The organism is Pseudomonas sp. JQ36, assembly GCF_053851495.1.
The window spans coordinates 5,024,991-5,039,370 of record NZ_CM132642.1 but is presented as its reverse complement, the minus strand read 5'-3'; the positions used below and the strand labels follow the sequence as shown (position 1 = coordinate 5,039,370).

The window sequence follows — 14,380 nt, the reverse complement described above, 5'->3', positions numbered from 1 at the left end:
TTCACCGCTCATCGGGCGGCGTGGTTCAAGGATTAAGCGGGAGAAATCGGCGGTGGCAGCATGCGATGATCGACTGCCACGGCGTTCCTGGCCGCAGAGAAAATTCCGGTTTTGAAACGACGCAAAGGGACAGCGCTCTCGTGCCCTTTGCGTTTGCAGCGATCCCTTTCCCGGCTTAGATGCCCAGGCAGAGGTATTTGATTTCCAGGTAATCCTCGATGCCGTACTTGGAGCCTTCACGGCCCAGGCCCGAAGCCTTGATGCCGCCGAACGGCGCGACTTCGTTGGAGATCAGCCCGGTGTTGACGCCGACCATGCCGTATTCCAGGGCTTCCGCCACACGGAACACACGACCGAGGTCACGAGCGTAGAAGTAGGACGCCAGACCGAACTCGGTGTCGTTGGACATGGCGATCACTTCGGCTTCGTCTTTGAAGCGGAACAGCGGCGCCAGCGGGCCGAAGGTTTCTTCCTTGGCGACAGCGGCATCTTTCGGCACGTTGGTCAGGATGGTCGGCTCGAAGAAATTGCCTTCCATCGGTTTGCCACCGGCCAGCACGGTGGCGCCTTTGGCCACGGCGTCAGCGATGTGTTCTTGCACCTTGGCCACGGCTTTCTCGTCGATCAGCGGGCCAGTGGTGGTGCCTTCTTCCAGACCGTTGCCGATCTTCAGCTTGGCCACGGCGACTTTCAGCTTCTCGGCGAACGCGTCGTAGACCGAATCCTGAATGTACAGACGGTTGGCGCAGACGCAGGTCTGGCCGTTGTTGCGGTACTTGGAAATGATCGCGCCTTCGACGGCCTTATCCAGGTCCGCGTCGTCAAACACGATGAACGGCGCGTTGCCACCCAGTTCCAGCGAGACTTTCTTGATGTCCTTGGCGCATTCCGACATCAGCTGACGGCCGATTTCGGTCGAGCCGGTGAAGGACAGCTTGCGCACGATCGGGTTGCTGGTCAGTTCGCTGCCGATGTCGCCGGCGCTGCCGGAGACCACGCTGAACACACCTTTAGGGATGCCGGCACGCTGGGCCAGTTCAGCCAGTGCGAAGGCGGAGAATGGGGTTTGCGACGCCGGCTTGAGCACCATGGTGCAACCGGCGGCCAGCGCAGGGCCGGCTTTACGGGTGATCATCGCCGCCGGGAAGTTCCACGGGGTGATCGCTGCGGTCACGCCGATCGGCTGCTTGATCACGATCAGGCGCTTGTCCGGCTGGTGGCCCGGAATCACGTCGCCGTAGATACGCTTGGCTTCTTCGGCGAACCACTCGATGAACGAAGCGGCGTAAACGATTTCGCCCTTGGCTTCGGCCAGCGGCTTGCCTTGCTCGAGGGTCATCAGGCGCGCGAGGTCGTCCTGGTTCTCGATCATCAGTTCGAACCAGCGACGCAGCTTGCCTGCACGCTCCTTGGCGGTCAGTGCACGCCAGGCCGGCAGCGCTTTGTCAGCGGCTTCGATGGCGCGGCGGGTTTCGGCGGCGCCCATTTTCGGCACGGTGCCGAGGATTTCGCCGGTGGCCGGGTTGTTGACCTTGATCGTCTGACCGTTGTCCGCATCGACCCATGCGCCATCAATGAAGGCTTGCTGGCGGAACAACTGGGTATCTTTAAGCTGCATGTCGGCTTTCCTTAACAGCACCGCGGCCTGCGCGGAGCAAAATTATGATTGTAGAAAGGCGCCTCGCAAGGCTGCCGTCAGGGAAATCATCTACCGGGTGAGGCGCAGTGATCGTGCGTTATTCACAGCACCAGCGCTCCAACACCCCGTCAAAGAGCGTTTGAAATCTCAAACGGATCGTAGGATCAAAGGGGGTAAAGGACAATAGGTCGTTCGAAAAAAAGAACAAAAACCCAGCGTTTGCTGGTTTTTTCAGATCAACGAGCAAAAAAGCCCCGGCCGCAGCCAAACCATAGATCAGCCAGGAAAAAGCGCCAAGCGAGGGTTTTGCAGGACGTTACAGCTTTAAGGAATGCAGCGTTTCACACCGACACGCGCACTGACAAAACCCGCCAAAACCCGGCATGGACGCCCCGAGCCGACCTAGGTATGATGTCGCCCGCTGCACCAGTAGCTCAGCTGGATAGAGTACTGCCCTCCGAAGGCAGGGGTCGTGGGTTCGAATCCCGCCTGGTGCACCACTGATTTAAACGAGAAAGCCCTGGACTGTGATGGTCCGGGGCTTTTTTGTGGGCGCGGTGTTTCATGCGACGGCGGTCACTCCGTCGTCCAGTCAAACTCGTCGTAATCGTCGTCTTCCTCTTCTTCCCCAACCTCCTCAAAAACCTCGTCTTCTTCCACGACGTCTTCTTCCGACTGGTTCAGCAGAAACTCCTTGCGCGCCTCGGTAATCGCGCGCCGCATCTCCTCGCCCTTCTGCGGGCAATTGAGGAGTTGGGCGATGCGGTCGATTTTTGCTGCCACTTTGTTCTCCAGCGATTCAGCTATGGCCCGATAGTGCGCGTTTTTGCGGGGCAATGCCAAATGGCTGGGCGAACAGGGCGGTCAGTTCTTCTGGATTTTTTCCAGTCGGGCGTCGAGGTCGGCGTTGGGGTAGCGTTTGTGCAGGTTGTTGAACAGGGTGTCGGCCGCTTTTGATTGGCCGGATTCGCGCAGGCGCAGGACTTCGCGCAGTTGTTCGTCGAGGCCGTTGGCCGGGGCGGCGGCGCGTTTGCTGGTTTTGGCTTCATCGGCGCTGAACGCCTCGCTGTGCATTGGCGCGGCCATTTCTACAATCGGCGCGGGGGCGGACAATGCTTCGGGGGCTTGTTTGCGAGCCATTGGTGCGGCAGGTTTGGCCGCCGGGGCGAAGTCGAATTGCGGCTGCGGCTCGGGGGCGCGTTGCACCAGCGAGAGCATCAGTGCGACGCCGACGAGACTGGCGAACGCCACTTGCCAGCGCGGTTTGCGGCAGGCGTCGAGCCAGCGTTGCCACAGCCCTGGCTTCGGTGCCGGGACTTCGCGGTGGGCAGCCTTGAGGATGAACGCGTCGAGGTGCGCTGGCGGTTCAGCATTGTGCTGTTCGCGAACATGTTTGATCACTGGATCTTCGGATGTCTGGCGGGCGTCAGTCATGTCAGTACCTCCTCGGCCAGCAGCCGACGCAGTTTATGCTGGGCGTAGCGCAAGCGGCTCTTGACGGTTTCCAGCGGTGTTTCGGTGAGGCTGGCGATTTGCGCCAGGTCGAGGTCGCCGTGGGCACGCAGCAGGAACACTTCGCGCTGATCGGCAGGCAAGGTTTGCAGAGCGCTTTCCAGGCGCTGGCTGTCGCGGCTGAGTTTCAGCAATTGTTCGGGGTCATTGGTCTCGTCGCCAACCGCGTGCAGCTGTTCGTCGTAGCTGTCGTGCAGCGGCTGATGCACGCCGTGTTTGCGCCAGTGATCGATCAGCCGATTGCGCGCAATCTGGAACAACCATGTACGAAACGTCGCCCGTCCTTGTGGCTGACTGGTACTGCGGATCAGGCTCAGCCAGGTGTCCTGAAAGACTTCGTCGGCCAGTTCCGGTTTGCCGCTCAAGCCGAGCAAAAACCGGTACAAACCCTGACGATGGCGGGCGTACAAGATCTCGAACGCCGCGCCGTCGCCCTCGCGATAACGCGCCAGCAGCGTTTCATCGCTGCCGGCGGCCGGGCTGTCTGGTGAAGCAAACAGCTGACTGATGAAGCCTTTCAGACGACTCACTATTCAATCCGTCGCTCAGTGGGCAGCGTATTCGATGCGGTTGAGCTGCGCAGGCTCTGCGCCAGTTCGACCAGTTGCACGAACTCATTGCGCAGACCGAAACGGTCATCGCCACGAGCGCCCCGGGCCAGTGCTTCGGTGTCTTTCAGGCCGAAGTCGCCAGTGTAGCGAGCGTCCTTGAGCTGCTGGGAAAACGCCGCCACCGCCGCCGCGAAACGCAGATCCTCGCTGGCTGGTGCAACCTGATTGGCAATCGGCCGCTCGATCAGCAGACTTTTCCCACCTTCAGGCTGTTGATAACGCACACGCAGCATCGCCAACTCTCCATCCTTCGCAGCAACCACCTTCTCCGATTTACCGTAGCGCAGCGGTTCCAGCCAGCCCTTCTCACCTGCCGGAACAATTTCATACAGCGCGGTAACCGTGTGTCCTGCGCCGACTTCCCCGGCATCAACCTTGTCGTTGCTGAAATCCTCACGCTTAAGAGCGCGGTTTTCGTAGCCGAGCAGGCGATATTCACGGACCTGCGCCGGGTTGAATTCCACCTGCAATTTGACGTTTTTCGCCACCACCGCCAGGGTCGAACCAAGTTGATCCACCAGCACTTTGCGCGCCTCGCGCAGGTTGTCGATGTAGGCGTAGTTGCCGTCGCCGGCGTCGGCCAGTTGTTCCATCAAGTGTTCATTGTAGTTATCCACACCAAAGCCCAGGGTGGTCAGGGAAATCCCGGTTTTGCGTTTATCCACAGCCACTTGCTTGAGGCTATCGAAGTCGCTGATGCCGACGTTGAAGTCACCGTCAGTGGCCAACAGGATGCGGTTGATGCCTTTGGGGATGAACGCTTGTTGGGCCATTTGATAGGCCAGTTCGATACCCGACGCGCCAGCAGTTGAACCGCCTGCGGTCAATTGCTCGATAGCTGTGCGAATTTTCGCTTTCTCGCGTCCGGAGGTCGGCTCCAGCACCACGCGGGATTCGCCGGCATATACCACCAGAGAAACCCGATCCTGTTCGCGCAACTGATCAACTAACAGTTTCAGCGTGCTTTTGACCAGCGGCAGCCCTTCGCGGCGATCCATCGAACCGGACACATCCACCAGGAACACCAGATTCGCCGGGGCCAGTTCGGCCACAGCCCGATCGGAGGCCCTGATGCCGATCCGCAGCAGGCGGGTGTGCGGGTTCCACGGGGTGACGGCCAGTTCGGTGGTCACGCCGAACGGCGAGCCGTCGCTGGGCAGCGCGTAGTCATAGGGAAAGTAATTGACCATTTCCTCCAGTCGCACCGCACCTTCCGGTGGCAGGCGTCCCTGATTGAGCAAACGCCGGACGTTGGCGTAGGCGCCCGTATCGACATCGACGCTGAAGGTCGAGACCGGGGCCTCGGCCACGCTGTGAATCGGGTTGTCGGCCAGCGCCTGATATTGCTCGCGCTGCTCGTCGCGATAGCCTTGTGGATAACTTTCCGAAGCCGGCATCGCCGCGAAACTGGCAACCGGCGCTGGACGCGCACTGCGCTTGGCCAGCGCACTGTCGGCAACGATCGCTTCATGCTGAATCGATGGCTGAGGCTGGGCCGGAGCCGGAACGGCAGCCGATTCAGGATTGGAAGACACGCCGCAACCGGCGACGGTCAACAACACACCGACGGCAACGGGTCGCAGAAAAGGCAGGGAGCGGGACATGGGGGCTGACCTCGGGATGAAAGTGATCCATTCATCCACTGAGACGGGCAGCCCTTTCAGATCGGGTTAAACGCCGCTGAAAATATTTTCAGCGGTGATAACGCCGCACCACGCTGCTGTTACGCAGTACGTGGCCTTTGATTTTGTCCATCAGTTCGGCGCGGGTCAGGCCGGCGGGCAAGGCGTCCGGGGCCAGATCCAGAGCGTAGATCTGAATGATGTAGTGGTGCGCGCTGTCGCCAACCGGCGGGCACGGCCCGATGTAATGGGTGGTGCCTTTGCTGTTGGTACCGCCCATGCCTTCGAGACTGGATTTGGCGCCGACACCAGCAGGGATCTGCCGGGTAGTGGCCTTGATGCCGTAGTGAATCCAGTGATCGACGCCAGCACCTTTCTGGCCGTCCGGGTCGTGCATGACGATCGCGTAGCTCAGAGTGCCGGCAGGCCCCGCGTTCCAGGCCAGTGCCGGGGACTGGTTCTTGCCTCCGCAACCGGTCGCATCGCTCGCGGCGGCCGAGGTGAACAGGCGATTGTCCGAGACACCGGGGATGTCGAGGGTAAAGCGCTCGGCCGCCTGCGCCGGAAACTGCACGCAAAGGGCGACGGCGACGGCCGCCAGCCAAGGGTTGAGAGAGGTCAATCGTGTCATTCCTGGAGCACCTTGTGCGGTTGGGCCTTCGTCGGCCTGCAAACTATAGCTGTACCGTTCGTACCTTGGCAGTGGCAATTGGCTGAACCTCGCACTGCGGCGCAAACTCGTATGAGAAATGCCTGCGAGGAGCTCGAACATGAGCCTGCACCGTGTTGCATGTTTCGCCGATGTCCCCGAAGACCGTGGCCTGCAAGTGGAAATCGGCGAGCTCAAGATTGTCCTGCTCCACGCCAATGGCCAACTGCGCGCATTTCAAGGCGAATGCCCACACGCCGGCGCGCCATTGGCTGACGGCGCGCTGTGCAACGGACGCCTGATCTGCCCTTGGCACAAAGCCGCGTTTCGCACCGAGGATGGCGCGTTGTGCGAACCGCCGGCCCTCGACAGTCTCAAGCGTTATCCGCTGGAACTGCGCGGCGAGGAAGTCTGGGTCGATGATCAACCGCTGCCGGACGCGCACACGCCTCCGGCCGACGATCCGCGCACCTTTGTGATTGTCGGCGCAGGTGCAGCGGGCACGGCATGTGCGGCGGCTCTGCGGGAAAAAGGTTTCGGCGGCCGGATCATCATGCTCGACCGCGAAGCGGATGCCGGTTACGACCGCACGGTGCTGAGCAAATTTGTCCTCGCCGGCGAGATGTCGGCGCAGGAAACCCCGCCGCTGCGCGATGAAAGCTTTTATAAGGAGCAGCGCATCGAACGCCGGCAAGGCGAAATTTCGGCCCTCGACGCACCAACGAAAACCCTGCATTTGAAGGATGGCCAGACCCTTGGTTACGACGCCGCGGTGCTCGCCACCGGCGGCGAGCCCAATCCGCTGCAACTGCCCGGCGCCGATCTGCCGCAGGTGTTTGTTCTGCGCTCGAAAGCCCAGGCCGAACAAATCATGCGCGCGGCCAAACCCGAGCAGCGGGCGCTGATCATCGGCGACAGCTTTATCGCCCTCGAATGCGCCTCGGCCCTGTGCCAGTTCGGCCTCGACGTCACGGTCATCGCCCGCCATGCGATTCCGTTTGCCGCGCAATTTGGCGAAGCGGTGGGCAAGGCGATCCGTGCGCTGCATGAACAGCATGGGGTGAAATTCATCACTGATCACGAAGCCCGGGAAATCACCGGTGACGGCAAGGTCGAGGCGGTGCTGCTGGACAACGGTTTGCGCGTCTCGGCGGATCTGGTGCTGGCTGGGGTTGGTGTGCACCCAGCGACAGAAGCCTTCGCTTCGCTGCCAAGGGAGAAAGACCAATCACTGCGCGTCGATGCCGGTCTGCGGGTCTGCGAAGGCCTCTGGGCGATTGGCGATATCGCCACGTTCACCCTGAGCGGCCAGCCGCAGCGCATTGAGCATTGGCGCCTGGCCCAGCAACATGCGCGTATCGCTGCTGCCAACATGTTGGGCGCTGACGAGCATTATCTGGATGTGCCGTTTTTCTGGACCTGGCACTTCGGCAGGAATTACGACTACCTTGGCCACGCCAGCCAGTGGGATGAAATCGAGTTCAAGGGCGAACCCGAGCATCCGCCCTTTATCGGACTGTTCGGCCACAACGGCATAGTGGTTGCCGCCGTGGCTTGCGAGGAAGAGCGGGCCATGGCGATGTTGGCCGAACGGCTGAAACAACCGTTGGCGATGGAAGAGGCGTGGAAGCTGATTCGCAGCTGAATGCTGAACAATGTAGGAGCTGCCGCAGGCTGCGATCTTTTGATCTTCAAAAACAAAGTCAAAAGATCGCAGCCTTCGGCAGCTCCTACAGGAGAGTTGTCGCTCAGGTGGGGCGATTTACCGGGTTGCGATTGTCATCATCCTCGGCGTGCAGAAAGATCACTCGCGGGTGCTCCAGCGGCGCCAGTGGTGGTGGCAACTCCGCTGGTTGCAGCGGCCGGAAGTTCAGCACCACATGGCTGATATCTCCTTCCTGATCGTTGTGGATGGTCATCACCCCAGGCGTGCGCAGCTTCTGCAAACGGTCATCGCACAGGCGGAAACTCTTGGTCAGCCCTTCGTCATCGACCACCGGCGCCGGCAAGCGACGCTGGGCGAAGCTTCTGCTTTTGCGCTGCTGATAGCGCGCCCAACCAATCAGAATCACTGCGTTGACCAGCGCTACCCACAGGTAGATTTGCAAGGTGCCGAGGGCGTCGAACGCCGAGCTGTCGATGCGTGGCCCACCGGCGTGAGTCTCGATCAGCGGCCACAACCCGCGAATCAGCAGAAATAGCAGGCCGACCCAGGCCACGACCGTGAGGATCACGTCGATCACGACCAGAAACGGCCGCTGGCGGGTCCGGATGATTTTCATTTGATGACCTCCTCTTCGTCGTCGCCGACCGGCTTGATGCCGCGGTCAGGGCTGACCCAACGCGCACGCTTCTGGTGTTGACCAAACAGAACCTTGGGGAAACTGACCAATGTGGTGAGCAGGCTGACCAGCCAGAACGCGATCGGATACCAGACCACCCAGAACATGGTTCTGCCCAGACCCGGTTCGTAGCGCCGGTCGATAATGATGCTGACGGCGAACTGCACCAGGCAGACGATCGCCAGCAGCAATCCGGTGAACGCCGGCGGCATCAGGTGATGCACGGCAATCGACTCCGGCATGACCACGAACTTGCCGACGCCCCAGAAAATCACGGACAGCAGGAAGGTGAAGGCCCACCCGGTCGACAGGCAGTATTCGAACAGCAGCGGCCACAGATAACGATGGCGGTACTGCCAGATGCCGCGAATGTTCTTGAACAGTACCTCGGCACCGCCCTGGGCCCAGCGCAGGCGCTGCTTCCACAGACCGCGCAGGGTTTCCGGCATCAGGATCCAGCACAGCGCGCGCGGCTCGTAGAAGATGCTCCAGTGATCGAGTTGCAGCTTCCAGCTGATGTCGATGTCTTCGGTGATCATGTCCGGGCTCCAGTAGCCGACCCGGTTCAACGCGGTACGGCGGAACGCGACGATCACCCCGGACACGGTAAAGATCCGCCCGAACACCCGCTGCGTACGCTTGATCAGACCGATGATCGACGAGAACTCGCCGACCTGCACCCGCCCGACCAAGGTCGAACGTGTGCGGATGCGCGGGTTGCCGGTCACTGCGCCAAGCCGCGCGTTGTCGAGCATCGGCGCCACCAGATAGGCCGCCGTGTTCGGCGCCAGCAGCGCATCACCGTCAATGCACACCAGATATTCGCTGCGCGCAGCAATCGCGCCCATGCGCAGGGCCACGGCCTTGCCCTGGTTTTCCGCCAGATGCAGCACGCGCAGGCGTGGGTCTTCCTGAGCGAGCCGGTCGAGCACTTCGGCGGTGTTGTCCTTGGAGCCGTCGTTGATCGCAATGACTTCGATGTTCGGGTAGTGCTGGGCCAGCGCCGCGTGAATCGTATCGGCAGCGTTTTCGCCTTCGTTGTAGCAAGGGATCAGGATCGAGATCAGCGGCTCGCCTTCCAGTGGCGGCGGCAGGGTGTCGTCCTTCCACGGCCAGTGGCGTTCCCAGTGCAGCCAGAAATACAGGCCGCCGGCGATCCACAGACCGGACATGAACAGCGGGTAGAAGAACACGAAGTCCATCAGGAACTGCCCGGTGACCAGGAAGATCAACCCCAGCGGCACGCCGAGGACGAGCGCCAGAACAAGCAGGGCTAACAGTCTATCCAGCATGTCATGGGTTCCATTTGTTGGAGAGCGCAGGCCTTACGGTTTTCAGGTCCGGCAGGTTGTCGAGGAAGTTGTCCGGGTAGTAACCGAAACTGGTCGCACCCTGACGCTTGAGCCGGCCCATCCAGTCCGCCAGTTGGGCGCCATCGATGTCGGCCTGATCCTTTTTCGTCCAGTCGCGGGCCTGCAGTTCGAACACCGTGCGATCCAGTGCACCGGGGCGCTGTTTGATCTTCGCCACCAGTTGTTCGAGCCACGGGCCGGATTGCGCCTGGGTCTGTTTTTCCATCAGCGGCATGGCCATCGGCGCCGTCCAGTCGTAGGTCACGAGGAAGTCGTCGAGGTTCTGCGCAAACCAGGCTTCGCTTTCAGGATTGAGCACCGGTTCGGCGAAGATGTTGCGTGCGGTCAGCACCTGCGGGCCACGGATCGCACGCACCTTGGCAGTCAGTTCGTTGGTGAAATCGATCAAGTATTTGCTCTTGAAGCGCGTCCAGCGCTGCATCGCCGCCGGATCATCGCGCAGGGCGGCGATCGAACCCGGCAAACCCTGCGCCGTATAGGCTTTCAAGGCCTCCGGGCTGGCATCTTCGAAGTCCGAGAGCACCGCGTCGTCGTGATAAAGGATGCCGTCGACCGAGGTCAGGCGCGCCACGTCTTCGTAGATTTCACCGATGATCCGCCGTACTTGCGGATCGAATGGCGACAGGCGCCGATACTGATCCGGATCGACCGCGGTGGTGCCGGTCTGCGGATCCCAGCGCGTGACACGCGGCAACTTCGAATCCAGGCCGAAACTCAGGACCGGCATCCAGGCGAACACTTTCACGTGCGCCCGAGTGCGCAGTTGCCAGGCGACACGGTCAAAGATGTCGGCGCGCACCGGCAGGTGACGGTTGGGGAAGTACAGCGAGTGCACCAGTCCGTCGCCTTTCGGATCAGCGAAAGCCTGCAGGAACACAGTGTTGGCACCCATGTCGGCCATGCGCTGGATCAGCTTGCCGAGGTTGATTTCCTGCTGCGCCGGATCCGGGTCATAAACGTTGTCGAGATCGACGTGCACCACACGCATGGCGAAATCCGACTGCACGCCAACAATGCTGTTGGCGAAATGCTCGCCGTCAGGATCGGAGGCCACCAGGAAACGCGGGCTGCTCATCAGGTTGTCGAGGGCGTCGAGACCGTCGTCCAGGGTCAGGGCCATTTCGTAGCCCTGCTCGCCGACCACGGTCAGCGAAGTGCCGTCCGCCGTGCCGTACGGCCAGACCCAGACACGCGGTTTTTTTCCGGTGACCTTGCGGATTTTTTCCGAGATGGCCGCGACGTCATTGCGTATCCGGGCACGGAACTCCTCTTCGGATTCGTAGCGTTTGGTGAGCGGATCGTAGCGACGCGTCGCCGCCGCCGGCTGCAGGTTGCCCTGCGGGTTGGCAAGAACGCCTTTGTGGTTGGCGTCGGTGTGCGCGGCGATTTCCACCAGCCCCGATCGCGAAATCTCGCGCACCTGATCCCAGGTCAGGAAGTCGGAGCGTGCGCGGGGTGCACCGGCAAAATCCACCGGTTGATTGAGCGGGGTGTCGATCCAGGTGCCAACCGGTGCCAGCAAGGCGTGCCAGTTGTAGGCACGCAGCACCGGCAACACGCGGGTATAGAAGCTTGAATAACCGTCGTCGAAGCTGAGCAGGATCGCTTTGGCTGGCAGTTCCGGGCCGCCCTTGCGCGCGGCCATGATCTGGTCGACGGTGACCGGTTGATAGCCGTTCTCGCGTAGCCACGCGAGCTGCTCGATCATGCGCTCGGTGCGCACCGCCACCACGGCCTGATCGGGGTCACGGTCTTCGACATCGTGATAGGCGATGCCCAGCACGTGGTTTTTCGGCCACGGTTTTTCATTGGCCGCCACCGGACGTTGCGACGGCGGCGCGAAGGCCGGGGCTTGCTGGGCGCAGGCGCTGATCAGCAGCACTCCCAGCAGAAGGATGAAACGCGTCATCAAAGGCATCTTCAAACTCTTCTAGAAGCGGAAAGTGAGGTCGACGAGCAGACGCAGATCGGTCTCCCGATCACCGTCGTAGGGCCGGTTGATCACACTGAACAAGCCGCCCACCTCGAACACGTCGTTCCAGGCATAACGCTGACCGTAGCCGAGCATCGCCATGCCGCCGGTGCCGTGATCACGTTGGCTGTACGTACCCGCACCGGCCTGGAACTGCTGGCTCCACGAGGTTTCGTAGCGGTGGTAGAGCACATGGTTGACGTTGACCGTCGGCATCACGCTGAAGTCCGACTTCGGGTTGAAGTACGGCACGTCATCGGATTTCGAGTTGTGGCTGGTGCCGACTTCCAGACCGGCATCGACCTGCACGTTCGGCGCGCTGTAGACACCCTCGCGCCCGGTGAGCAAGGCCTCGAGGCGGTTGTTGCCATCACTGAAGTGCGACGGGCTGACCGACAGCCGCCACTCGCGGCTCTCGTTGGCGCGCCAGCGGATGAACGCGTTGCCGCCGTTGGCCTTGATGTCGCTGTTGAGCGCACGCAACGGCGTCTCGGCCGACAGGTATTCGAGGCTGCCGCCGTACTGCCAGTGGTCGTTGATGTCACGGGCGATCGCCAGACGTGCGCCCTGTTTGTCGCCAAAGCCATAATCATGATTGGAAACTTCGGCTTCAAGCGTCATGTCGCGGGTTCGACGTTCCAGACCGACACGTTGAAAACGGTGATGGCCGGTACCTTCGGCGAAGTCGCCGGTGGCATAACCCGCACCGGCAAATACGCGCCAGTCTTCATCGATCGGAGGGCTGTACAACGTAGTCTGAATGCCGAAGTCGCGACTGCCACTGACCGCGCCGGCATCACCGCTGCCACCGCCATTGGCTTTGCCGCCGTAGGCTTCGACGCGCAATTCGGACATGTCATGGACTTCACGCTCGCGGGCCAGACGCTGCACCTGCCGGTTGTCCGGGAAGCGCGCCACCACATCGTCGGTCAGCGCATCCATCTGCCGCCATTCCTGCAATTGCATGGCGGTGCGCGCCTGGGCGATTTCCAGGCCCATGTCGCGGGGGGCCATGCTCTCGGTTTCCTTGAGCTGGTTTTCGGCACGGCGTGGCCACTGTCGGGCCAGGTACAGATCGGCCTGGGCCAGACGCAAACCGAGGTTGCCCGGGGCCTGATCGACCAGTGTCTGCAGGTGTTCCTCGCCGTGCGGCAGATCGGAACCGTAGGTACCGGCCTGCGCCGCCAGTTGCTGCGCGTCCATCCATTCATCGTTGGGGTTGCCGATCGGCAGGCCCTTGAGTTCGACTCGCGGTTTCTGCGACTTGGCCAGATCGTCAGCGACCTTACGGGCCTCTTCGGCGCGATTACTTTCCAGCAGCGAGTAGTACAACGCGGTGGTGTCTTCGAGGCGATCACCGACATCGGCATCCGGTGCCGACAGCACCTGGCGATACAGGTCGGTGGCGATTTCCGGCTGACGCTGATCCAGGTACGACGCCGCCACCCAGCGCAAGGCGTAGGTCGGCATCTTCACGCCTTCGGCTTGCAGCTTCTGGTATTCGTTGATCACGTCGGCGGTGCGCGCCCGGGCCTTGAGTGCGCCCATGCGGTCGATGCGCCAGCGAATCACGTCATCGTGGGCGCTGGCGTCCGGGGTCCAGGTGGCGAGCAATTTGTCGTAATCGGCCAACGCGCGGTCGGCGATCACGTAGCGTTCTTTTTCGCTGCGGGTGGCGAGTTCGGCCAGACGCACCCGTTCGGCAGCCAGATCGCCTTCGAGACGGCGCAAGGTCACCGGGTCGATCAGCCCCGGACGTTGACTGGCCAGACGCAGCGCCGGTTCCGGCAGCCGCGCCTTTTGCAGGGCGACCACGTATTCACGGGCAACGTCCGGCTTGCTGCCGGCACGCATGAACGCCTGATCGTATTCAAACAGTGCGTCGTACTGCTTGCCGGCGCGGCTCAGGGCATAGCCCAGTGCGAGGCGGCGCGAGGGATCGTCGGGTTTGGCGGCAACCAGGGCCTTGGCGCGGGTCACGGCTTCGTCGGGTTTGCCCGCGTCAGCCTGGGTCAGGGCCAGCCCCAATTGCAGGTCAGCGTTGTCCGGCTCCAGCGCCAGCGCCTTGTTATAGACCTGGGTCGCCTGCTCCCAGCGCTTGAGGTTGCGATAGGCGCGTGCGGTGGCGGTCAGTGCCTGCACCGGCAGCATCCGGTCACGGCCCTGGGTTTCATAGACCTGCACCACTTCGGCGTCGAGGCCGGCCCAACTGGCGATCTGCAGGTGATCGCTGATCTGGCCAGTGGTCGACTGCCCCGGCGGCACCTGGCGCAGCACATTCAGCGCGGGCGTGGTCTGCCCGGCACGGGCATCACGCACCATCTGATCGTAGGGCGTATCGGCAAACGCCAGTGCCGGCCAGAGCAACTGGCTGCACAGCGCAACGCGAAACAACGGGCGTAAACCACGATGTAAAACAGGAACATCAATACGCGGCATTCGTCAGCATCCTTACATGGCCAGCCGGGTCGCAATGCCCCCCTTGCCCATTCGTAACGGAGACCGAGTCAAAACAGACCCAGCCAAGCTTAGTCAGGCAGTCTTGCATGCAAGCGTAGTCGAATATCCAGAACGCAATAATTGTTCAGAATCGTGGCGCCGGCTCAGACGAAAACCCGAACACCAGACAGCAAAACGCCCGGTGTCTGCGGGATACAGAG

Annotated in this window: 11 protein-coding genes and 1 tRNA gene; 2 read left to right on the top strand and 10 right to left on the bottom strand. The window is 61.7% G+C overall.

What is annotated here, in order from left to right; all coding sequences use genetic code 11:
• Window positions 1–175: 175 nt before the first annotated feature.
• Entirely contained in the window at window positions 176–1,618 is a 1,443-nt protein-coding gene (gabD, locus tag ACS4NR_RS22730; protein WP_007963502.1) for an NADP-dependent succinate-semialdehyde dehydrogenase, read from the bottom strand.
• A gap of 444 nt (window positions 1,619–2,062) precedes the next feature.
• On the opposite strand from gabD, the gene ACS4NR_RS22725 reads away from it, so the two are divergent.
• Window positions 2,063–2,139, top strand: a tRNA-Arg gene (locus ACS4NR_RS22725).
• A 76-nt stretch (window positions 2,140–2,215) separates the two neighbouring features.
• Here the strand turns inward: ACS4NR_RS22725 and ACS4NR_RS22720 are convergent.
• From ACS4NR_RS22720 to ACS4NR_RS22700, 5 genes are all read right to left on the bottom strand, one after another.
• Window positions 2,216–2,446 carry a hypothetical protein gene (locus tag ACS4NR_RS22720; RefSeq protein WP_371917873.1) on the bottom strand — a complete coding sequence of 77 codons (231 nt, stop codon included), beginning with the start codon at window positions 2,444–2,446 and terminating at the stop codon, window positions 2,216–2,218.
• Window positions 2,447–2,503: 57 nt separating this feature from the next.
• Window positions 2,504–3,073: a hypothetical protein gene (locus ACS4NR_RS22715; protein ID WP_456018396.1), complete on the bottom strand. Its 570-nt coding sequence runs from the start codon at window positions 3,071–3,073 to the stop codon at window positions 2,504–2,506.
• Entirely contained in the window at window positions 3,070–3,651 is a 582-nt protein-coding gene (locus ACS4NR_RS22710; protein WP_456020406.1) for an RNA polymerase sigma factor, read from the bottom strand. Before ACS4NR_RS22710 ends, ACS4NR_RS22715 begins: the two co-directional genes overlap by 4 nt.
• A gap of 29 nt (window positions 3,652–3,680) precedes the next feature.
• Window positions 3,681–5,366 carry a vWA domain-containing protein gene (locus ACS4NR_RS22705; protein ID WP_456018395.1) on the bottom strand — a complete coding sequence of 562 codons (1,686 nt, stop codon included), beginning with the start codon at window positions 5,364–5,366 and terminating at the stop codon, window positions 3,681–3,683.
• An 88-nt stretch (window positions 5,367–5,454) separates the two neighbouring features.
• Window positions 5,455–6,015, bottom strand: coding sequence for a YbhB/YbcL family Raf kinase inhibitor-like protein (locus tag ACS4NR_RS22700; RefSeq protein ID WP_253150956.1), 561 nt, complete (start codon window positions 6,013–6,015; stop codon window positions 5,455–5,457).
• A 139-nt stretch (window positions 6,016–6,154) separates the two neighbouring features.
• Between ACS4NR_RS22700 and ACS4NR_RS22695 the strand changes: the two genes are divergently transcribed.
• Entirely contained in the window at window positions 6,155–7,678 is a 1,524-nt protein-coding gene (locus tag ACS4NR_RS22695) for an FAD-dependent oxidoreductase (RefSeq protein WP_456018394.1), read from the top strand.
• Between the two features lie 103 nt (window positions 7,679–7,781).
• Here ACS4NR_RS22695 and pgaD read toward each other — a convergent pair whose 3' ends face one another.
• From pgaD to pgaA, 4 genes are read right to left on the bottom strand one after another with little or no spacing between them, the layout of a single operon-like run.
• Window positions 7,782–8,315: a poly-beta-1,6-N-acetyl-D-glucosamine biosynthesis protein PgaD gene (gene pgaD, locus ACS4NR_RS22690; protein WP_166496273.1), complete on the bottom strand. Its 534-nt coding sequence runs from the start codon at window positions 8,313–8,315 to the stop codon at window positions 7,782–7,784.
• The gene (pgaC, locus tag ACS4NR_RS22685; protein ID WP_047601041.1) at window positions 8,312–9,667 is read right to left on the bottom strand and encodes a poly-beta-1,6-N-acetyl-D-glucosamine synthase; all 1,356 of its coding nucleotides are present in this window, start codon (window positions 9,665–9,667) and stop codon (window positions 8,312–8,314) included. The genes pgaD and pgaC overlap by 4 nt, the downstream gene beginning before the upstream one ends.
• Window position 9,668: 1 nt before the next feature.
• On the bottom strand, window positions 9,669–11,666 hold the full coding sequence (gene pgaB, locus ACS4NR_RS22680; protein WP_456018393.1) for a poly-beta-1,6-N-acetyl-D-glucosamine N-deacetylase PgaB: 1,998 nt from the start codon (window positions 11,664–11,666) through the stop codon (window positions 9,669–9,671).
• Window positions 11,667–11,678: 12 nt separating this feature from the next.
• On the bottom strand, window positions 11,679–14,159 hold the full coding sequence (gene pgaA / locus ACS4NR_RS22675; protein ID WP_456018392.1) for a poly-beta-1,6 N-acetyl-D-glucosamine export porin PgaA: 2,481 nt from the start codon (window positions 14,157–14,159) through the stop codon (window positions 11,679–11,681).
• Window positions 14,160–14,380: the final 221 nt, after the last annotated feature.

Excerpts from the sequence above, each read along its gene's own strand:
- ACS4NR_RS22715 (WP_456018396.1), bottom strand. The coding sequence starts at position 3,073 with ATGACTGACGCCCGCCAGACATCCGAAGATCCAGTGATCAAACATGTT.
- ACS4NR_RS22695 (WP_456018394.1), top strand. The coding sequence starts at position 6,155 with ATGAGCCTGCACCGTGTTGCATGTTTCGCCGATGTCCCCGAAGACCGT.
- ACS4NR_RS22700 (WP_253150956.1), bottom strand. The coding sequence starts at position 6,015 with ATGACACGATTGACCTCTCTCAACCCTTGGCTGGCGGCCGTCGCCGTC.
- pgaD (WP_166496273.1), bottom strand. The coding sequence starts at position 8,315 with ATGAAAATCATCCGGACCCGCCAGCGGCCGTTTCTGGTCGTGATCGAC.
- pgaB (WP_456018393.1), bottom strand. The coding sequence starts at position 11,666 with ATGCCTTTGATGACGCGTTTCATCCTTCTGCTGGGAGTGCTGCTGATC.
- gabD (WP_007963502.1), bottom strand. The coding sequence starts at position 1,618 with ATGCAGCTTAAAGATACCCAGTTGTTCCGCCAGCAAGCCTTCATTGAT.
- pgaA (WP_456018392.1), bottom strand. The coding sequence starts at position 14,159 with ATGCCGCGTATTGATGTTCCTGTTTTACATCGTGGTTTACGCCCGTTG.
- pgaC (WP_047601041.1), bottom strand. The coding sequence starts at position 9,667 with ATGCTGGATAGACTGTTAGCCCTGCTTGTTCTGGCGCTCGTCCTCGGC.
- ACS4NR_RS22705 (WP_456018395.1), bottom strand. The coding sequence starts at position 5,366 with ATGTCCCGCTCCCTGCCTTTTCTGCGACCCGTTGCCGTCGGTGTGTTG.